The sequence below is a fragment of the Brevibacillus fortis genome (assembly GCF_003013395.1).
Lineage (GTDB): Bacteria > Bacillota > Bacilli > Brevibacillales > Brevibacillaceae > Brevibacillus > Brevibacillus fortis.
In genome coordinates, this window is sequence record NZ_PXZM01000010.1 from 92,443 (window position 1) to 113,015 (window position 20,573).

19 protein-coding genes and 1 pseudogene are annotated in these 20,573 nt (G+C 48.6%); 9 read left to right on the plus strand and 11 right to left on the minus strand.

Annotated elements, in window-relative coordinates; genetic code table 11:
• Positions 1 to 12 precede the first annotated feature (12 nt).
• Positions 13 to 1,464, minus strand: a complete 1,452-nt coding sequence (locus C7R93_RS07345; protein WP_106838199.1) for a recombinase family protein — start codon at positions 1,462 to 1,464, stop codon at positions 13 to 15.
• 112 nt (positions 1,465 to 1,576) lie between these two features.
• Positions 1,577 to 1,897, minus strand: coding sequence for a winged helix-turn-helix transcriptional regulator (locus tag C7R93_RS07350; protein ID WP_106838200.1), 321 nt, complete (start codon positions 1,895 to 1,897; stop codon positions 1,577 to 1,579).
• A gap of 201 nt (positions 1,898 to 2,098) precedes the next feature.
• On the opposite strand from C7R93_RS07350, the gene C7R93_RS07355 reads away from it, so the two are divergent.
• Positions 2,099 to 3,193: a YheC/YheD family endospore coat-associated protein gene (locus C7R93_RS07355; protein WP_106838201.1), complete on the plus strand. Its 1,095-nt coding sequence runs from the start codon at positions 2,099 to 2,101 to the stop codon at positions 3,191 to 3,193.
• Positions 3,194 to 3,251: 58 nt separating this feature from the next.
• On the opposite strand, the pseudogene C7R93_RS31010 reads toward C7R93_RS07355, so the two are convergent.
• Positions 3,252 to 3,665: pseudogene (locus tag C7R93_RS31010) on the minus strand (trypsin-like peptidase domain-containing protein); the annotation flags it as partial.
• A gap of 246 nt (positions 3,666 to 3,911) precedes the next feature.
• On the opposite strand from C7R93_RS31010, the gene C7R93_RS07365 reads away from it, so the two are divergent.
• Positions 3,912 to 4,445, plus strand: coding sequence for a PadR family transcriptional regulator (locus tag C7R93_RS07365; RefSeq protein ID WP_106838202.1), 534 nt, complete (start codon positions 3,912 to 3,914; stop codon positions 4,443 to 4,445).
• A gap of 58 nt (positions 4,446 to 4,503) precedes the next feature.
• Here C7R93_RS07365 and C7R93_RS07370 read toward each other — a convergent pair whose 3' ends face one another.
• Together C7R93_RS07370 and C7R93_RS07375 are read right to left on the minus strand one after the other, a co-directional pair.
• A complete protein-coding gene (locus C7R93_RS07370; RefSeq protein ID WP_106838203.1) occupies positions 4,504 to 5,616 on the minus strand; it encodes an aminopeptidase in 1,113 nt (370 codons plus the stop codon).
• Positions 5,617 to 5,785: 169 nt separating this feature from the next.
• Positions 5,786 to 5,881, minus strand: coding sequence for a YjcZ family sporulation protein (locus tag C7R93_RS07375; RefSeq protein ID WP_106838204.1), 96 nt, complete (start codon positions 5,879 to 5,881; stop codon positions 5,786 to 5,788).
• A gap of 226 nt (positions 5,882 to 6,107) precedes the next feature.
• On the opposite strand from C7R93_RS07375, the gene C7R93_RS07380 reads away from it, so the two are divergent.
• The 3 genes from C7R93_RS07380 (at position 6,108) to ytxJ (ending at position 7,675) form a co-directional block, all read left to right on the plus strand.
• Entirely contained in the window at positions 6,108 to 6,341 is a 234-nt protein-coding gene (locus C7R93_RS07380; RefSeq protein WP_106838205.1) for a hypothetical protein, read from the plus strand.
• A 485-nt stretch (positions 6,342 to 6,826) separates the two neighbouring features.
• Positions 6,827 to 7,225, plus strand: coding sequence for a hypothetical protein (locus C7R93_RS07385; RefSeq protein WP_106838206.1), 399 nt, complete (start codon positions 6,827 to 6,829; stop codon positions 7,223 to 7,225).
• Between the two features lie 123 nt (positions 7,226 to 7,348).
• Positions 7,349 to 7,675, plus strand: a complete 327-nt coding sequence (ytxJ, locus tag C7R93_RS07390; protein ID WP_106838207.1) for a bacillithiol system redox-active protein YtxJ — start codon at positions 7,349 to 7,351, stop codon at positions 7,673 to 7,675.
• 128 nt (positions 7,676 to 7,803) lie between these two features.
• Here the strand turns inward: ytxJ and C7R93_RS07395 are convergent, their stop codons facing one another.
• Positions 7,804 to 9,960 (minus strand): cell division protein FtsA, encoded by a 2,157-nt coding sequence (locus C7R93_RS07395; protein ID WP_106838208.1) that lies wholly within the window; start codon positions 9,958 to 9,960, stop codon positions 7,804 to 7,806.
• Between the two features lie 314 nt (positions 9,961 to 10,274).
• Between C7R93_RS07395 and C7R93_RS07400 the strand changes: the two genes are divergently transcribed.
• The 4 genes from C7R93_RS07400 to C7R93_RS07415 all read left to right on the plus strand — a co-directional run bounded on the left by C7R93_RS07400 (position 10,275) and on the right by C7R93_RS07415 (position 13,905).
• The gene (locus C7R93_RS07400; RefSeq protein WP_106838209.1) at positions 10,275 to 11,372 is read left to right on the plus strand and encodes a bifunctional 3-deoxy-7-phosphoheptulonate synthase/chorismate mutase; all 1,098 of its coding nucleotides are present in this window, start codon (positions 10,275 to 10,277) and stop codon (positions 11,370 to 11,372) included.
• Between the two features lie 126 nt (positions 11,373 to 11,498).
• Positions 11,499 to 11,807 (plus strand): metal-sensitive transcriptional regulator, encoded by a 309-nt coding sequence (locus C7R93_RS07405; protein WP_016742100.1) that lies wholly within the window; start codon positions 11,499 to 11,501, stop codon positions 11,805 to 11,807.
• A 116-nt stretch (positions 11,808 to 11,923) separates the two neighbouring features.
• Positions 11,924 to 12,934 carry a catabolite control protein A gene (gene ccpA / locus C7R93_RS07410; RefSeq protein WP_106838210.1) on the plus strand — a complete coding sequence of 337 codons (1,011 nt, stop codon included), beginning with the start codon at positions 11,924 to 11,926 and terminating at the stop codon, positions 12,932 to 12,934.
• 38 nt (positions 12,935 to 12,972) lie between these two features.
• A complete protein-coding gene (locus C7R93_RS07415) occupies positions 12,973 to 13,905 on the plus strand; it encodes a 5'-methylthioadenosine/adenosylhomocysteine nucleosidase (protein ID WP_106838211.1) in 933 nt (310 codons plus the stop codon).
• Between the two features lie 64 nt (positions 13,906 to 13,969).
• On the opposite strand, the gene C7R93_RS07420 is transcribed toward C7R93_RS07415, so the two are convergent.
• From C7R93_RS07420 to rpsD, 5 genes are all read right to left on the minus strand, one after another.
• A complete protein-coding gene (locus C7R93_RS07420) occupies positions 13,970 to 15,127 on the minus strand; it encodes an acetoin utilization protein AcuC (RefSeq protein ID WP_106838212.1) in 1,158 nt (385 codons plus the stop codon).
• A complete protein-coding gene (locus C7R93_RS07425; RefSeq protein WP_106838213.1) occupies positions 15,124 to 15,768 on the minus strand; it encodes a CBS and ACT domain-containing protein in 645 nt (214 codons plus the stop codon). The genes C7R93_RS07420 and C7R93_RS07425 overlap by 4 nt, the downstream gene beginning before the upstream one ends.
• A gap of 34 nt (positions 15,769 to 15,802) precedes the next feature.
• On the minus strand, positions 15,803 to 16,435 hold the full coding sequence (locus C7R93_RS07430) for an N-acetyltransferase (protein ID WP_106838214.1): 633 nt from the start codon (positions 16,433 to 16,435) through the stop codon (positions 15,803 to 15,805).
• 73 nt (positions 16,436 to 16,508) lie between these two features.
• Entirely contained in the window at positions 16,509 to 19,649 is a 3,141-nt protein-coding gene (locus tag C7R93_RS07435; RefSeq protein WP_106838215.1) for a penicillin-binding protein 1A, read from the minus strand.
• A gap of 219 nt (positions 19,650 to 19,868) precedes the next feature.
• Positions 19,869 to 20,468 carry a 30S ribosomal protein S4 gene (gene rpsD / locus C7R93_RS07440; RefSeq protein WP_106838216.1) on the minus strand — a complete coding sequence of 200 codons (600 nt, stop codon included), beginning with the start codon at positions 20,466 to 20,468 and terminating at the stop codon, positions 19,869 to 19,871.
• Positions 20,469 to 20,573: the final 105 nt, after the last annotated feature.

The following is a 20,573-nucleotide window of genomic DNA, read 5'->3' on the forward strand; positions in this document are numbered from 1 at the left end:
TCAAGGGGCACTTTAGTGAAAAGACAACAGATGCAGGCAGACATCACGATTTTTCTGACCAGTGCTAGCGTCTGTTGCTTCCGCGTCAACACGCTGGATGAGCGTGCATACCAGCAATCGCCGTTCTTTTTCATTTGCATACGTCCAAATGAGATTCCAATTGGAAAGCGCTTCTAGATCAAGCGGTTGTAGTTTTGAAAAAGGGGAGTAAGTCCGTTCCAGTTCTTTTGCAGCCAGCTCCAGCGCACTGATTTTATCGCGTAAGGCAGGGAGAGTAAGGAATCCTTCTTCATAAGCCTGTTCCCAGCGCTGCCTTCGAATTTGCAGCTGTTGCTCGGTTTCTTTCGCGGGAGCGCGGGAATTCGTCTGTAACATAGTCTGATATACTTCCTTCATAGCAGCGATTGACGCTGGGGAATGCTGCATCAGCTCGTGCAAAATTGCTTTCTCCAAGCGATCCTCACGTATGGCAGGAGCATCACACGTACCAGCCAGCTTGTTTTTACATAAGTAATAGCGGTGCGTGTAGCGTTTTTCCCCTTTTCCCGTGATCGTGGTTGTTTTCCCGCGCATAGAGGAGCCGCAACGAGAGCAGTACAGCAAGCCGGAAAAGAGGTAGCGGGAGCTGAGTATGCGGGGATGGGTTGTTCCGCGAGCACTCATCCGCTCCTGCACCCGCGAGAAGCATGGTTGATCGATAATGGCTGGGTGAGTGGCCTCTTCGATAATCCATTCTTCGGGGTCATTGCGTTGTTGATCGGTATCGGTGTAATTCCAACGCAATGCACCATGATAGACCGGATTTTTTAACAGGCGAAGCACGGCACTTGCACTCCATGAAGCGCCATTTTTGCCGCGTAAACCGGAATGATTGGCCCATTCAGCGATCTGGCGGGGAGATTCGCCTCGGTCATAGCGCTCGAACATGCTGCGTACGCTAGCTGCTTCCGTTTGATTCACGACCAGAGTTCCTCGCACCAGATTGTATCCATACGGTGCAGGTCCTCCTGGTCGTTTTCGTTCTCTTGCCATCTGGCTCATCCCCAGCTTGACCCGTTCCGCCAAGTTTTCCCGTTCCCATTGTGCGAGAGCAGCCACTAATGTAATAAACAGTCGGCCGATTGCCGTAGTCGTATCGTATACCTCGGTGCAGCTTTTAAAGTGTACCGCATATCGATCGAACTCCTGCAGGAGCTGATACAGATCAAGAACAGAGCGAGTGAGCCGATCGAGTCGATAGACGAGGACGACATCGATTTCACCCGTTCGGATATCCTGCAGGAGCTGACCGAGTGCAGGGCGATTTGTATCTTTGGCACTCACGCCTTCATCTGCGTAGACTGCATGGACTTCCCAGCCTTGGGAGTGAACGTACGAGAGCAGCTTTACCCTTTGAGCGGGGATCGAAAATCCTTCGCGTGCTTGATCCTCCGTACTGACACGAATGTAGACGGCCGTTCGCATCGCCCCACCTCCCTTCTCCTTGGGTTGCTAGAGTGTACAGCAAAAGGGAGGTGCTTATGCCTGTCCGCAAATAAAAAACCCCGCTTATCCGCCCTGGACAAGTGGGGTCATGCTACATCCATTTTTGGCCCCATTCGTGAATGGAATCAATGACAGGACGCAGATCTTTTCCTTTTTCGGTCAATTCGTATTCAATGCGAACCGGGATCTCTGGGTACACTTTGCGCTCCAAAATCTCCAGTTCCTCCAGCTCCTTCAGCCTTTCCGAGAGCATTTTATCACTCATATGCGGAACCATTTCACGGATATCTTTGAATCGTACAGTCCCACGTAGCAACACATGAATAATCAGGCCGGTCCAGCGTTTTCCAAGGACATTCATTGCACATTCATATTTTGGACACATGTGTTCGCCAGAATAATCTTGACTCATATCGGCGTCACCTCTATTTAGCAGCATTATTGTTGCCCTTTATTCTAACAGATTAGCTTGAAAAAAGTAAGTAACGAAAAGCTGGAATGACACTTCACTAATGGCTGAGAAGTCGAGCCCGTTTTCATGGACAAATGTTTCCCTATAAGGTGTCCACACATACACTAATCGCGAAAGAAAAGAAGCGAAGAGGGTGTTAGGATGCTCCAAAAACGGGTAATCGGTATTTTAACCTGGCGGGAAGGCGTGCGCTTTGAGGAACCAGATTATTTGCGAAAGCTGGTTCAAAAAGGGCAAAAGCTAGGCGCAGAAATCTACCTGTTTTCGCATCAGGACGTCAATGTTCCCGCGAAAAAGATTAAGGGCTTCATCCCCAACCCGAACGGGGGCTGGGTGAGTAAATCGGTCCCTTGGCCAGAAGTGGTCATCGATCGGTACCGACGCAGGGTAAAGGAGTATATCCGGCTGCGAAATAGCGATCTGTTTTTCTTTGCAAACAGCCCGTTCAGTAAGAAATGGAGAGTGACGAATCTGCTCGCTTCCGATGAACGCGTCAAACGCTGGATTCCGGAGACGCATATCTATGACAAAGGCTTGGTCCGAAACATGCTCGCACGCCATGGGCTCGTCTATGTCAAGCCGGGGAATGGCACAGGGGGAAGAAGCATTCTTAGGGTAAAGAGCAGCGGCAAGGATTATAGCCTCTCTGGACGTGACAAAAAGCATAACCATCACGTGACTCGGATTGATACGGTGGAAGGCGTTGAAAAATGGGTCAAAACGTGGGTGGAGGAACAGCGGATTCGTGATGGAAATTTCCTGGTGCAGCAAGGTTTAGACCTGGGGCTGCTGCGCAAGCATGTCGTCGATGTACGGCTATTGATCCAAAAGGACGAGCGTGGGGAGTGGGCGGTGACAGGCTGCGCAGTACGAATGGGGGAGAACGGCAGTGCTACTTCCAATTTACATGGGGGAGGAAGAGCGATTCCCTTTGAATGGTTTATGTCCAAGCGGTTTGGAGGGGAGCGGGGAGAGCTAATCAAACAGGAATGCTATCAGCTTGCTTTCGATGTAGCAAACACGCTCGAGGATTATTTCGGTCGCATGATGGAATTCGGTCTGGACATTGGTGTGGATGTGGACGGACGTGCATGGCTAATTGAAGTGAACCCCAAGCCGGGGAGAGAGGTTTTTCGCCAGATGGGTAACATGGAGCTGTACAATAAGGCGATAGCTCGTCCCGTTCAATTTGCGCTGTATTTGGCCCGGAACCAGGCTCGTTTTTTGTCTCTTTGAACACAGATGGAGAACCGACGCTGATGACCCATTCTCCTACTTTTGTATGAGAGGAGTTGCCTAGTGGCAGCGGATATAGCTTGCAGTCTGCATCAATTTTGATGACGGCGTAATCCCGGACTCGATCGGCTATAATGCGTTTGGCTTCAAACACTCTACCGTTATATAGCTTCACGAAAATGTTTTTGGATTTGCCGATGACATGCTCGCTCGTCAAGATATACCCTTTCGGATGAAAAAGAAATCCGGAGCCAAAGCTTCGTTCCGTGGGTGGAGAATTATCTTCGTGATCAATGAGGCTGCGAATTAACGAATCCACGTCTTTGGAATGGGGAGCATCCTCGGTAACGATGGAGACTACTCCTTCTTGAACTCGCTCGACAATGGGAACGAAGAAATTGAATGGGTGCAGACTGCTGCTGCTCACAGGGTACTTTACCCGCGTATATTGGGACCATTTTTTACTTTTCACCGATTTCTCCCCCTACAGCAGATAGGTATGTATCATCTTATGGGGAGCGGAGAGGGAAGGGACGCCCAATTTCTAGTCGCGTGTACGGATATATCATTAATTTTGATTGATATAATAAAGAAATAGCATTGGTATAATTATTTAAATGCCTTTATAATAACATGTAGTTAAAGAATATTTTGAACATAAAGGCTAAGTCCTAGCCGCTAGAGAGAGAAAAAGAACGGTAACGGAGGATGCGAAGAGATGGATGTTAAAACGATCATACTGGGTTTCTTGAGCTATGGGGAAATGAGTGGCTACGATATTAAGCAAGCGTTTACAAACAGCATTGGGTTTTTTTATGACGCTAGCTTTGGTGCTATTTATCCAGCATTGCGCAAACTGGAAGAAGAAGGCTTCGTGACGAAGCAAGAAATCATTCAGTCTGGCAAGCCGAACAAGATTTTGTACCGCATTACAGAAGCCGGAAAACAATCTTTCCGTCAAGAAATCCAGACGCCTATCTTGCCACCAGTATTGCGTTCAGACATGCTGGTTAAGATTTTCTTCGGCAAGAGCCGCACGATCGACGAACAAAAGGATTTGCTAGAAGGCTGTTTGGATACGCAACGTCAATTGCTCCAACAAAGTAAGGACTCTTATAAAAAGCTGGAAGTGAATTTTGACGAATATCAACGTTTTTGCTGGGAGTATACCATTCATCATCTGGAGTCAACGATTTCCTTTATGGAACAAAAAATGACTTCCTTGTTGAAGCAACCAGCATATTCCGTTTAAACGAGATAAAGCGAAGGGCTCATGTCTTATGAACAATGAGCCCTTCGCTTATTTTCATTTATTTAAGGTTTTCAGGATTGAGGCATTCGAGCTCAGGTACAACGAAACGTCCGTCTTTGCGGATCAGGCGATCGTCAAACCAAATTTCACCGCCGCCCCACTCAGGACGTTGAATCATAACCAAGTCCCAGTGCACGGAGGATTTGTTTCCGTTAAACGCTTCATCGTATGCTTGTCCAGGTGTAAAGTGGAAGCTGCCATCGATTTTTTCGTCGAAGAGGATGTCTTTCATTGGATTTTGGATGTACGGATTCACGCCAATCGCGAATTCCCCAACGAATCTGGCACCTTCATCGGTATCAAAGATTTCGTTGATCTTCTCTGTATCGTTTGCGGTTGCTTCGATGATTTTGCCATCCTTGAAGGTCAGCTTGATATTGTCGTAAGTAAAGCCTTGGTAAGGAGATGGCGTGTTGTACGCGATCGTACCGTTGACGGAATCGCGAACTGGAGCAGTGAATACTTCTCCATCAGGGATGTTGGCTTCACCTGCACATTTGATTGCCGGAATATCTTTGATGGAGAAGGTCAGATCGGTGCCTGGCCCTACGATACGTACCTTGTCGGTTTTCTCCATCAGCTCGACCAGGCTGTCCATGGCTTTATCCATTTTGCCGTAATCAAGCGTGCACACTTTGAAATAGAAATCTTCGAAAGCGGCGGTGCTCATGTTAGCCAACTGAGCCATGGATGCATTTGGATAGCGAAGCACGACCCATTTGGTATGCGGTACGCGAATATCCAACACGGGGCGCGCTAGCAGCTTGGAGTGCAACTGCATTTTGTCCCCAGGTACATCAGAGAGCTCACTGATGTTGTCGCCGCCACGGATGCCAATGTAACAATCCATTTGCTTCATAAAAGCAACATCTGCTTCACGCATGATCCCTAATTGTGTTTCGTTGGCACCCATCAAGAGTTCGCGCTGAACGGATTGGTCGATCAGTTGGACAAACGGATTTCCCCCAGCTTCGTATACCTTGGCAATTACGGCTTTTGTCAGATCGGTAACGTCGCCAATGGAGTAAATTAAAACGTTTTCACCTGGCTTGACAGTCGTCGAATAATTGACGAGGACGTCAGCCAGTTTTTCAATTCGTGGATCTTTCATAGGAAGGGGATCCCTCGCTTTCCATATCATTCTTATTCATTGTACACAACTCAAACAGAAAAAAGCTACCCACTGACGAGGGTAGCTTGCGGAGGAAACGCACTTGAAGGATTCGGTACTTCATGTATATGCAACGACCTGCTGAATATGGCTATATCTTCGGGGAAGATTAATCGTCGCAGCTGCACCCGATAATAACCAGCAGGATGAAAAGAATCAAAACCAGAGTGAAGCCGTCGAATTCTCCATTAAAGATGCCGCTCATGGAATAAACATCCTCCTCATATGTGTGTTAAGCCTCTTGTGCTTACACCTACAACATATGGGTGATCGCATAGGACCGAACCGGGCATCCGCCCATTTTTGAGAAAATTGTTTTGGTAATCTATCGTTTTTCATACTCTTGCAGTTATCGATGTTTATTATTCTGAAAAGCAGGAAAAGCTAGAGGATACCAAAAGACTTTGCAAGTATGAAAGGATGTTTACGAGATGCAAAGATCATTATCGAGTCTGCAGCATGATGTGGTCCAAATTACGATTAATGTTGGAGAAGACTTTAAATCCATTGTATGGAAAGCGCAGTACGACATGGACTTCAATACAGAATGTCTGTTTTGTTTTTCCGAGCAAATTACTGGCTACCGTGTAGAAGATGAAGACGGAAAAGCGGGGAAAGTCGCTGTTTGTCCGCATTGTGAAAAGGTAAACGCGATCTACGCGTGAGATTGAAGTTGGATCGCAAAGGAAAGACGATGCTTGCAAAAAGCATCGTCTTTTTTAGTAAATAAATTTTTCAGTTGTTGCAAGTTTTAGAAGGTACCGATGAACACACAAAGCTGGTGAAGAAAAAGCACAGGGCTCGCAGACCTTGACAACGCCTACCCAGTCGGAACTTCCAAAAGGGGACCACGCTTGTCGAACACTTCTTCCCTGAGAACCTTCCGCCCGTAGGGTGGCTTTGGCTCGACGGTCCCCTTTTGGAAGTGGAGACGGCCAGTGAATCCCCGGGCTGGCGTGTCAGAGTCGAAGAGAACTGTGCTTTTTCTTCTCCTCCACAATGTTGACTCCAACCACTTCTCTGAAGGCCTTTCTTAGTCTATTTCTGACACTATACCCACCAAGTACCACCTGTCCTCAAGCAGGATTGAAAGGAGGATTCTCGAATAGTATGAGAGTCATACATAAGTAGATAGGTAGGGGTGAACACCGTGCAAAAGAAATGCAGCCGCTGCGGGAACGAAATGGAGATCGAGCTGCGCAACGTCGTGTACCGGAAACGGGTTAAAATTATGAATGTACCTGTACACGTCTGCGTGGACGAAGACTGTGACCATTCCCAAGTGGTAGAAGTGATTAAGGATGATTTGAAGTCACTCATGGAGGAACTGGGCCAACATCCGCAGCGACAGGCAGTCGAATTCGAAGAAATGTCAGAGTTATCCAACTTATTGGTATTGATTGCTAATGAGAAGGTGAATTCGACCGTAAGAGAATTACTTGGTGAAAAAGTCAACGAGCTATTGGATCTGTTTTTGTTGGCGCAGTCCCTTGGCGATGAAAAATGGATGCTGGAGCTGCGCGAGCGTCTAACGAAAATTATGGTGTAAGGATAAAGAGATGCCTGGCAGATAGGTATCTCTTTTTTCATTTCTCCGCTGCACCGCAAATGTAGACTTTGCTGCTTGGACTTATGTATACTGATAGGCACATAAGATAAGGAGAGATGAATCATGTCACAAAAACAGCTTCACTCCATAGAAGAACTGGATGAGTTCGTAGCGAAAAATGGGAAAAAGCTATTGTTTAAGCATAGCACGATCTGCCCAATCAGTACCACTGCCTATGAAGAGTTTCAGGCGTATTTGCTGGACAATCAAGTGGAATCTGCGGTCATTCTGGTACGGGAGGATCGTCCTGTCTCCAATGCGGTAGCGGAGCGTTTTTCCATCAAGCACGAATCCCCGCAAATCTTTTTGCTGGAAGACGGCGAAGTAAAATGGCACACGTCTCACTGGAAAATTACAAAGGACGCGATTGGCCAGGCGCTCAACGTGTAACCATTTCATACAGAAAAGAGCTGTTGACGATTAACGTCGACAGCTCTTGTTTTATGCAAAAAGCCGGCACATCCGATAAGCGAGGTGAAAACCGGCTTTTTGCATGGAGAACAAGAGTACTGGAGAATCTATTCCCAGAATAGCTCCAACTTGTCACCGCTTTTCAATTCTGTCTGGAAGTTGGCTTGTTCGCCGTTGACGAGCATGACGAATCCGGAGATACTCTCACGGTCTGGCTTTTCCAAGGAAACGTCGACAAAACGGAAGACGTCGCTGAACACAGGTGTAGACGCAGGTGAGGATTTTACCGTGATGTCGACACCTTCGCTCACGGGATCCGTGGCATTCGCCGCTTTTCCGTCTACAGTAATCGTTACCTGTGCGACAGGCAATACGACCCGTTCGCCATTGAAGTGGACGGTCATTGTCTCCTGGACCCATTCTTCCAAGGGGATGACATCTTGAATGGAAGGGGCGGGGACTTCATCCTGCCGATATCCGAGGACATCACCTTGCCGGACGACATCTGTCAAGGCTGCTGGTCTTCCGTTCAGCTCGATCACCTCCATACGGGACGGAATCGTATAATCTTGTCCGTTCACAGAAAAATGCAAGCCTGATTCCACTGACGTTTTCAGTTCTGCGAGATCGAGTACTTCATAGACAGTGCGGGGAAGACGGATGTCCACCTCGGCACGATCAGAGATCAACGTATCGAGAGTAGCTACCGCTCCGTTTACATGTACGACTGGACCGAGCGAGTAGGGACGGTCATTGCAGATTATCTCAAGCGTATCCAACTCATCGAATAAATCTTTGGCGAACACACGTGCATCATCGCCATGTGTACCTGCCACTACTGTGATTTGGTCCCCGTCATTGATTGGCGTGTCGAGACTGACGCCCTCCCCGTTGCGTTCAATCATCGGAGCTGTCCCATGACCACCTGGAATCATTTTCATCCGTCCGTTTACGGTGACTGACATCGCCAATCCGGGGCGACCATACAGACGGCGGATATCCAATCCAGATGCAATGAGGGCATCACCCAACGTCATTTTTCGTAAATCGAAAATACGCACAGGAGTGTCATTGACCGTAACGGTTACATAGCGCAACGGATGGCGGCGCGCAGCAACAGCAATACCGACTGGCGTTACGAACTCAGGTCCACTGAGCGCAGGATTGTCTCCGACGTATTGCTTGATCGCATCGCCGCCTCTCACAGCAACGCGGGCGGCAGGAATATTCAAGACCTGTGCGACTTTTCCAGTAAGCCCAGGGGTGAGACTACCGCCGCCAATCAGCATGACCGCTTGCGGAGCTTTTCCGTTGAGCTCCAATATTTTGAAACCAATTTTATCGGCGAGTTGCTGGATGTCTGCTTCAATCGCACTCGTTACCTCGGAAGTGCTCATCGTATGCTCCATGCCGAGAATGTCAGTGAAGGTGACGGACTCCTCGGTAGACAAGAGGCGCTTCACTTCTTCTGCCATCGGAAAATCCATTAAAAAGGCATTCATGAGCGCATCTGTGATTTCATCGCCTGCAACAGGCACCATGCCGTAGGCGGTAATCGCCCCTTCCTCAGTCAGCGCTACATCAGAAGTACCTGCCCCGATATCCACCAGTGCGATATTCAGTCGGCGCATGGTCACAGGAATCAGGACATTAATAGCCGCAATAGGCTCAAGCGTCAATGCCTGCATTTCCAGATCACATCGTTTCAGGGCAGCAATCAGCGAGTCGACAACCACGCGTGGAAGGAAAGTTGCGATCACATCTGCGCTGGCTGTGTCACCCCGTTGGTCAATCAGACTCCCGATCAATTCTCCATCCAGATGGTAATTGACGACGCTGTAACCAACGCAATAATAGCGGGTGACGTCTTGATCCTTTAGCTCTTGGGCTAGTGCGGCTTGGGCCTCCTGTACAGCGGAAAACTCCAAAGCGACAACATCTTCTCGGGAGATGAAAGCATGTCTAGCTAACGGCATGTCCACACGAACGCGGCGAGTGCGCAATGACCGACCGGCAGCTGCGACCGCTACCTGATGCAGTTTGCCATATTTTCCTTCCAGTTCTTCTTTTATTTGTTGAATCACCTTAGCTACGGCGACAATATCGTGAATTTGCCCATCGAGCATGGAGCGTTCATCGTGCTCTCGAATTGCGCAGTCCAATACACGGTACTGCTCGCCGGTGGTTTCAACGATCAGGCCGACGACGCTGCGCGTTCCAATATCTAATGAAAAAATAAGCTCAGGGGCTGTGATGTCAGACAAAAGTAGGTCACTCCTTGTAAGAGGTTGTTCAAAAAGTCTTTACAATACTTATCGGTGATTTTGGACTGTATCGGAGGGGAACAATCACTTTTAGCTAGAACATATATCCAAAACTATTCGATTCGAAAGGGAAAGAATCCTGTCGAAGCAAGGAATCTTCTTCGGTTTGACGAATAATTGGAAAAGATAAAAAAACAGAAAAAATTTACTTTCGCGCTTTTTGGCGCTAAACTGCTGACAAGGGTGTTTGAATCGATTATAATTACCCTAATTTATCGATAAATCCCTATATAAAAAGAGGAGAGTGGAGAGAGATGGCACACGATCAAATCGAAACTATGCGCAAGCAGATAGACGAGATCAACCTGCAAATTCTTGAATTGATCAACAAACGAGCTACCTTGGTTCAAGAGCTCGGCAAAGAAAAAGAAAAACAGGGCAGCAACCGTTTTGACCCAGAGCGTGAGCGCCAAATGCTCAATCTGCTCGTTGAAAATAATAAAGGTCCTTTCAATGACAATGCGATTCGTCATTTGTTCAAGCAAATTTTCCAAGCTTCATTAGTTCTGCAAGACGACGATAAGAAAAAAGTACTCCTCGTTAGCCGTAAGAAAAAAGCAGAGGATACTGTTATTACTGTAAAAGGCGTTGAGTTCGGAGGAAAAAATCCGATTCTCATCTCAGGTCCATGCTCTGTGGAAAGCTACGAGCAAGTGAGAGCAGTAGCAGAAAACCACGCAAAACGCGGACTGCGCACACTGCGCGGCGGTGCGTACAAGCCTCGTACTTCGCCATACGACTTCCAAGGTCTGGGTGAAGAGGGCTTGCAAATTCTCAAGCGTATCGGGGATGAATTCAACCTCGTGACGATTAGTGAAATCGTGACGCCAGCGGATCTTGAGATGGCGACAAAATACATCGATGTTATCCAAATCGGTGCGCGCAATATGCAAAACTTCGAGCTGCTGAAGGCGGCAGGTCGTGTGAACAAGCCGATCCTCTTGAAGCGTGGCCTCTCTGCTACGATCGAAGAGTTCATCTACGCGGCAGAGTACATCCTGTCCGAAGGTAACGCACAAGTCATGCTGTGCGAGCGTGGAATCCGCACGTATGAAAAAGCGACACGCAATACACTCGATATTTCTGCAGTACCACTTCTCAAGCAAGAGACGCACTTGCCAGTGTTCGTAGACGTGACGCACTCAACAGGCCGTCGTGATCTGCTCTTGCCTTGCGCGAAAGCAGGTTTCGCAGTCGGTTCTGATGGAGTCATGGTAGAGGTTCACCCGGATCCAGATGTGGCACTGTCTGATGCGAAGCAACAGTTGAACATTCCACAGTTCAACGAGTTCGTTGATGAACTGCTTGCTTCTGGCCTGTACAAAGGCGAGATCGTGGCAACAAGAGCGTAAGATATCACTTAGGGTACGAAAGAAAGGTCCTTCCTGCGTGCGGAAGGACCTTTCTCATTTGACGAACCATTGGCGACCAAGTAAGCTAGAATTACGTGCTGATATTGGTGAAGGAGGATAGGCCATATGGAAGACAACCATCAATGCTGCTCGACTGATCGGTCCACCGAACGGCCAGATAAAATCAAGGCTAATCTCATCTCCCGTCTGAATCGGGTAGAGGGACAAGTTCGCGGAATTCGCGGAATGGTAGAGAAGGATGTCTACTGCGACGACATTCTCAATCAAATTGCGGCTGTGCAATCTGCACTGAATGCGGTTGGGAAAATGCTCCTCGAAGGACATATGAAAAGCTGTGTGATGGATCGCATTCAGCAAGGCGATCATGAAGTGATTGATGAGCTTTTGAAAACGATGAACAAACTCATGAAGTAACAGGTGCACAAGCCGTCAAAAACGATTGCAACGGCATACGGCTTGTCGTATCATAGGTGCATATATTTATGAAAACGCTTATGAAAACCAAAAAATAGGGAAAGTGAGGGTGTATGATGCCAGTTACTATATATGATGTAGCAAGAGAAGCGGGGGTGTCGATGGCGACAGTTTCCCGTGTAGTCAACGGGAATCCCAACGTAAAGCCTTTGACCCGAAAAAAGGTATTGGCTGCGATTGAGCGCTTGGGATATCGACCAAATGCGGTTGCTCGTGGACTCGCCAGCAAAAAAACGACAACAGTTGGTGTCATCATCCCGGATATCTCCAGTTTGTTTTTCTCCGAATTGGCGCGAGGAATTGAAGATATCGCTACCATGTACAAATACAACATCATCCTGTGTAACTCTGACCAGCGGATGGAAAAGGAATTGCAGCTCATTAATACCTTGCTCGAAAAGCAGGTGGACGGGCTTCTGTTCCTGGGAGCAGAAATCAAAGAAGATCATTTGCAGGCATTAACAAGCACGTCTGTACCGACTGTACTCGCCGCGACGCGCGATGCAGACAACGTACTGCCGTCGGTTAGCATTGACCACTTCCAAGCCGCATACGACGCAACGGAAGCATTAGTTGCGCGGGGGCACAAGCGCATTGCGATGATCGCGGGTCCTGCAAACGATCCATTGGCAGGGCTGATGCGCTATGAAGGCTATAAAAAGGCGTTGAAAGATGCGGGTATCGAGCTGGATGAAGAGCTGATTGCGACAGGCAACTATTTTTATGAATCTGGCTTGTCCACTACAAAAGCTTTTCTTGCCCTTAAAAATCCGCCTACGGCGATTTTTGCAGCAAATGATGAGATGGCCATTGGCGCGATCCACGCCATTCAAGATTCTGGCCTGAATGTGCCAGGTGACATCGAAGTCATTGGTCACGATAATATTCGTCTGGTCGAAATGGTACGTCCGCGACTGACTTCGGTTGTACAGCCAATGTACGACATTGGTGCGGTGGCGATGCGCCTGTTGACTAAGTACATGAATAACGAGAACGTCGAAGAGCATGTCGTGCTGCTACCGCATCGGATCGAGTATCGGGAGAGCACAAAGCCTGAACAAAACTGATCGAACAAACGTAATGGACAGCAAGAGGGGGATGGAAGATGCGGTACGGAATTATCGGCGCGATGGATGAAGAAATCGCGCTTTACTTGGAAGCGATGCAAGAGACGACTACTGCCACCAAAGCAGGCATTACCTATTACACGGGTAAAATGGAAGGCAAGGATGTCGTGCTGTGCAAATCAGGTGTCGGCAAGGTGAATGCTGCGGTGACGACACAAATCCTCATCGATTCCTTCCAAGTGGAACGTGTCATTTTCACAGGAGTGGCAGGAGCTGTTCATCCTGAATTAAATATCGGTGACATTGTGGTTTCGACGGATTGCATCCAGCATGACATCGATGTGACACCGCTTGGCTTTGAACCAGGACAGATTCCGTTTACTGAGCAATGGACTTGGCAAGCGGATGCTGGGCTGACGCAGCAAGCGATCGATGCGGGTAAGGAGCTGGAAGCAGGAGTTCAGGTAGTGAGCGGGCGTATCTTGTCCGGCGACCAGTTCGTAGCCAGTCGGGAAAAGGTTCAATGGCTGTATGAGCAATTCGCAGCGCACTGTACCGAAATGGAAGGGGCATCTGTTGGACAAGTATGTGCGATGAATGGTGTGCCATTTGTCGTGGTTCGTTCGATGTCGGATAAAGCAGACGGTTCTGCGCATGTGAACTTCGTAGAATTTACCAAGTTGGCTTCCCAGCGCTCCTACGCGATTGTCCGTAACATGCTGACAGCTTCTCAAGCATCGACAGCTGCCGGAGTGATCGTCTACTCGACGAAAAACTGCGTGGATTGCGACATGGTAAAGAATTGGCTGACAGCAAAAGGTGTTTCTTTTGAAGTGCGCGATGTCATGACGAGTCGTGCCTATCAAGAGGAAGTGGAGCGCTTTGGCTTCATGGGTGTGCCTGTAACAGTCGTAGGCGATAAAGCGGTAAAAGGCTTTGCACCGTCTGAACTAGAAGAGCTTGTGAAATAGTGTTTGGAACGAAAAAAAGCGTGCTGACCAGTACCCAAAGGTACGAGGGCAGCACGCTTTTTTATTACTTCTCTGATCCAATTGGTGCGTACAGCATCGCACGTTCTAACGTAAGCCGATTTTTTCCCGTGATTTCTGCTCGTCGTGGGATTGTTGGGAATGGTTCGTCAAATAGCCGAGGTGGCAAAGGCAAATCCGTCTCAGGTTGCCAGCGCTTGAGCCAGCCTTTGGGAAGATCACCGTCCGTGAGAGGCTGATCGCTCATCTCACTCCATACCAGCGTCCACGCCCGCGGCACCACACGCCAAATATCGTAGCCCCCGCCGCCTACAGCGATCCAACGTCCCCCACAATATTCATGAGCGAGTCGGTGAGCAAGCCTGGGGATGGCTTGATAAATCTTCATCGAGCAAGACAAATGGGTGAGGGGATCGTACGCATGAGCGTCACAACCATTTTGGGTCAAGATGACATCAGGCTTGAAGCCAGCCGCTAGCTTTGACACCAGCTCTTCATACACTTCCAAAAAAGAATCGTCTTCCGTAAAAGCATCGAGCGGAACGTTGACAGAGTAACCGTAACCGCTTCCATCTCCACGCTCAGACAAATTGCCTGTTCCCGGGAAGAGATACTTTCCCGTTTCGTGGATGGATACAGTCAGTACATGGGGATCATCGTAAAACGCCCATTGAACACCATCTCCATGATGAGCATCTGTGTCGATATACAGCACGCGCGCATTCCAGTTTTTTCGCATATACGCGATCGCGACGGAGCAATCATTGTAGATACAAAATCCTGAGGCGCGTCCACGAAAAGCATGATGCAGTCCACCAGCGGGATTGAAGGCGTGTTCTGCTTGTCCACTCATAACCGCGTCCACTGCGCTTAACGTACCTCCGACGATCAGCGAGGACGCTTCATGCATGTTCGAAAAACAGGGAACATCCTCCGTTCCTAAACCATAACTGGCTGCCTGTGGTAGCTCGTGTTCACTATGGCCCTGATCGCGAACAAATTGGATATAACGTGGGTCATGCACCAGTGCGAGCTCTTCATCTGTCGCCTGGCGTGGAGTTAGGATGTCTGAATCATTGAGTAATCCGTAACTGCTCATCAGATCGTGTGTGAGGAGCAGACGACGCTGGTTGAACGGATGATCATCATGAAAATAGTATTGCGTGTAGTCTGGAGAGTAGATCAGACGAGCATTTCGGCTCACTGGAGTATCCCTCCTTCCGTAGGGCCGATCACGGAAAAGCCTTTGTCAAGGAGCAATTGGGTCACGATACGCGGATCAATCGTCTGTACCCGAAAAACAAGGTTCTTTTTCGCGGGCTTTTTCCCAGGAAAGACTACGACGCTCGTGACATTTACTTGGGCTTCGCGAAAGACTTGACTGACTTCTGCCAGCATGCCTACGCGGTCGTCTACTTCGACTTCGATATGGGAGCTAGGTTTGTTAACGCCGAATAGTTCGATCAAGCTAGAGAAAAGATCCGATTCCGTGATCAATCCTACGAGCCGTTTCCCTTCGACGATGGGTAGTGAGCCGATTTTGTGCTCGTATAGCTGGAGGGCTGCGTCTTCGATGAAGTCCAGAGGGTGGGCAGTAATGACTTGTTGATTCATGATATCGGCTACAGGCTTGTGCAGGACGGTGTCGTCATCGTCATGCGTCAGCAGGCGAGAGGGGAGCGCGTCTCGCAGGTCACGGTCCGAGATAATGCCTACGAGTGAGTCATTTTCAATGACAGGCAAATGCCTGATTCTGTTTGCTCGGAGGAGGAGAAGCGCTTCTCCGATGGTAGTGGATGTCTGGATCGTGACAATTTTTTTTCGCATAATCTCTTCGATACGCATAAGAGTGACCTCCTGGAATCAAAAGGCATCCAAACTAGTAAAGAAAACGATTTTGAAACCGAATAGCGTCAAAGGCGACGATTGTTTCTGGCGGTACACGCTTGCCGATTTTTGCCATTAGACAGTTGGCGGGATGTGAGCAGATTTCCGGATCGTCTGTTGCCATCCAGCTTAGGCCAGCGCTGCCCATGACCTTTTCCATAACCTTTCTGTATTGCCATACATCGAGTCCTGTTCCTTTCAGATCCCAATGCCAGTAATACTCGGTTGTAATAATGACGTAGTCTTCCATGGCGTCGTCTAGGAAGGAGACTTCCAGCAGCTTCTTGGCTACGCCACCTGCTCGAACTTTATGACTGATTTCAATTGCGCCCAGCTCCAGCAAATCGGGCAGTTGCGCTTGTGACCATCGTTCCAGTGGATCGGGGTGCAGAAAAGTTGTGTAACCAAGTACGAGGTCACCTTCGCGTGCGATAATAATTCGCCCTTCCGGTAAATCAGCGATTTCGATGAGAGCCTCATGCTGCTGTTCAGGTATACGAAAAGCTTTCAGACCCTCATCAAAGCGTAATGAGGCCAGATGACTTCCTGTAATCGGTCCTTCGATGAGCAGCTCTTTGTTGTTCACCATTAGGCTCAATGAATGATAGCGTTTGACGTGCTCCATCAGTTCCCCCCCCCTTACGTTTGTAGAAAAACAGAGATGGCGTCTAACCATCTCTGTCAGTTGTTATTTCAGTTTATTCTGTGGTGTTGGCAGTTACGATGTTAGAATGTGGCGATTCTCCGTAACTGTTGACTGCGGTAATGTAATAGTTGCTGCCATTCGGTACTTCTGCTGCGTGTGTAAAGCTTGTGCTAGAAACGGTACCGAGTAGCAAATAGCCGCTTGCTGAGTCGGGGCTAAAATATACGTTGTACATCTGCTCAGATGAGCTGTTTCCTTTCCACTGCAGCTGCCAGCCGTTTGGCGTATTCTTGATGGACAAGGATTTCGGAGCAGAAGGTGGTGTGGCCGAATCAGGGTTTGTATTCGTGCCTTCCGATCCGTCTGGTGGGGTAGTGCCAGTTCCACCTGGTTCTGTTTGCCCATTCCCGTTATTGTCCGTCGGATTCGAGTTACCTGTTTCCGTACCTTGATTCGGATCAGGCAACTGCCATGTCTGCGTGGAACCGACAGAAGCGATTGCGGAAGGCTGCGATTCATGGCCAGCGATATCCACAGAAGTGACATAATAGCCTAAATCTCTGTGGGCTGCAGTCGTATCTGCAAAAGTCAATTCGGATGGATCTTTCACAGTCGCTACTTTGACAAAGCCATTCTGCACATCCGCGCGGTAGATACGATAACCGACCAAGTCAGCTTCTTTGGCTGATTGCCAGGTAAGCGTAATTTGCTTGCCTGAGCCCGTAGCTGTTACACCGCTTGGCGAAGCTGGCGTTCCACCTTGCTCTGTACGAGGATCTTCCTTGTCAGGCAGGCGTTGCTCCCAATCTGGTGGTTGGGTGGCGACCCTACTGTTTTTCGCTTGAATCTGCTCCTTGGTAGGAAGCGGATCTGGTGAGCGGTAGAAGACGCCTTCGGTAACAAAATCTTCCGGTGTTCCTTCCTTCGCCAAATACCGTTCGCCGTTATACGTAATGAGGCGTGCTTTTTGGTGGGTATCGTCTACCTTTGTCGGAACGAACTTGCTGTTGAACAAATCGGTAATCAAATGGCCAGCTTCTTTTGAAAGCTCACTTGGCAATAGACCTGATTTCGAGTCAACAGTCGCACTGACAACTCCTGCCGGCTTTTTGAAGGTGGAATCAGGAGGTGAAAGGTTCGGATGCTTTGCAATGACATCCTTCATGACCTTACCCCATACAACCATCGGAACATATTTGTCCGCGTCTGGCATTGGATATGGCTCGTCAAAACCAACCCATACCCCCATGGACAGCTCTGGCGTGTAACCGACGAAATAGAGGTCGTTGCTGTTGTTCGTTGTTCCGGTTTTACCTGCCACATCGACTTTGCGCGGCACGTATTTGCGGATGTGTGTACCTGTACCGTTATTTACGACGGAACGCATCATATCAGTGATCAAGTATGCCGTTTGTTCGCTGTACACTTGTACAGGTTTGTTCTCATGGCGATAAATCACTTTTCCGGTGTTATCCTCAATTCGGTCAATCAGATAGGCATCCACGAAAGAACCGTGATTTGCGAATGTCCCATAGGCGTTTGTAATTTCCTCGACAGTTGTTCCATAGGTAAGACCGCCAATTACGCCAGTGGCTGCATAGTTGTCAGCATCCACCAATGTTGTGATTCCCATTTTCTTCACGTATTCGAGAGCCGTTGGAATGCCAACTTTCAAATACGTCTTGATCGCCGGAATGTTCCAGGACATCCGCAGTGCTTCGCGGGTACTCATCATCCCTTGCCATTTGTTGTTCCAGTTCTTAGGTAAATGGGAACCGTTCTGGCCGTCAGCGAGTAGCACCGGAGCGTCATCGATTGGGGATGCTGGCTGGAGCAATCCCAGTTCAAAAGCAGGAGCATAAGCTGCAAGTGGCTTCATGGCCGAACCAGGCTGGCGTGGTACGGTGGCGTGGTTCGTCTGTTCCACCTTGAAGTCACGTCCTCCGATCATGCCGAGGATGGCTCCTGTTTTGTTGTGAATCAGCATTGCGCCGACTTCTTCCAGAGCATTTTCGATTTTCTCTGTTTTGCCGTTTGAGCGACGAATCGTATAGGTACGATTCTTACCGAAGTTTTTCGGATCGGCTGCAACAGCCTGCATGATGTCATATACGCTCTTGTCGATTGTGGTATGTATCTTGTACCCTTTTCGCAGGATGTCGCGACGTTTCTCTTCAACCAGTTGTCGGTATTCGTTGCGACCGATAGTTGATTTGTCTCGACCTTTTTCCAAGAGGTCTGCATCTACAAGTTGACGCGCGGCACGATCTTCAATTTCCATCATCAAGAATGGCACTTCTCGATAAGCTTGCTGCGTCGGTTTTGCTAGCTGTTCCTTCAAATCACTGATGACAGCTCCATCGTATTGGGTTTTTGTGATGTAGCCATTTTCCAGCATGCGATCCAACACCATTTTTTGGCGTTCCTTACCGCGCTGATAACTTTCTGCACGGAATGGAGAGTAGGCACCTGGGTTTTGAATCATGCCCGCAAGATAGGAGCCCTCAGCGAGCCCGAGCTCTTTTACATCTTTGCCAAAGATTCCTTTTGCGGCAGCCTGAACGCCGTATACGTTTGAACCGTTGGCGTTTTTTCCGAAGTAAATTTCGTTCATGTAGGCTTCCAGAATCTGATCTTTGGAAAACATGCGCTCGATCCGAACTGCCGTAAATATTTCACGGGCCTTACGGGTGTGGCTAACTTCAGCAGAGAGGATCGTATTTTTTACAAGCTGCTGTGTAATCGTACTACCACCTGTTACGACAGGCTGGTTGGTAAATTCCTGAATCGCTCCACGCATGGTAGCTTGAAGCGAAACCCCGGTGTGGTGGTAGTAGTTATGGTCCTCAGTTGCGATGATGGCATTAATTAAATAGGGAGAAACGTCTGCTTTCTTCACTAAACGTCGATCGCCTTCTTCGGCCCGTAATTGGCCGATCAGAGAGCCGTCGTTGTAGTAGGCGAATCCAGTCAGATAGTTGGTGAAGATTTTATTCTCCAGTTCCTCCTTGCTGCGCACAGGCTCGTCCTTCACGAGTGCGGCAACATAACCTGTCACGATTCCTCCCGCTAATGCAGCTCCCATTAGCCCTAGTACGAAGACGATTTGGAAGATGATCCAGAACGTTCTACCACGGCTTCTGCGTCGCTTTTTCTTCGTCGGTTCAGAGGAAGATGTGTGGTTATTCGACATAGTCTACGACCCCCTAGCATACCACCTGATTATACCATACGAGGAACCTAGAGGATAGAAGATGCGAAGGAGATAGCAAAATGTGTCAAAAACCGTTGAAAGTTGTCAAAGGATTCCGTGAGGTGTTGGAGCGGGCGAAAGCGTGGAACACAACAAATACATAAAAAAAAGAGCAGGCCGACAAGCGGCACTACTCTTTTTCTTTTTATCCTCAGACGATTAACGGCTGTAGAACTCAACGATCAGAACTTCGTTGATTTCAGCTGGCATTTCTTCACGGTCTGGCAGACGAGTGAAGGTACCTTCAGCAGCAGCATCGTTGAATGTAACGTAGTTCGGCAGGAAAGTGCGGCTTTCCAGAGCGTCCTTGATCAGTTGCAGACCACGGGACTTTTCACGAATGGAGATTACATCACCCGGTTGTACGCGGTAGGATGGGATGTTTACTTTTTTGCCGTTTACCAGGAAGTGACCATGGTTTACCAACTGACGAGCAGCTGGGCGAGTTGGAGCAAAGCCCATACGGTATACCACGTTATCCAGACGGGATTCCAGCAATTTCATGAAGTTTTCGCCCACTACGCCAGCCATTTTGCTAGCATTGTCGAAAGTGCGGCGGAATTGTTTTTCGTTAAGGCCAAACATGTGGCGCAGTTTTTGCTTTTCTTGCAACTGGATTCCGTACTCGCTCAGTTTACGACGGTTGTTGTGACCGTGTTGACCTGGAGGGAAGTTGCGTTTGATGTCTTTTCCTGTACCATCGAGGGAGATACCCAGACGACGAGCAAGTTTGTGACGAGGTCCTGTGTAACGTGACATGTATTCATTCTCCTTTAATATGGATTCGCAGGTGTTTACTTCCGGCAGGTTAGTTCCTACTTTATCTACACGAACTTCGGACGGTAGCGTTTCCGCATCGTGCTC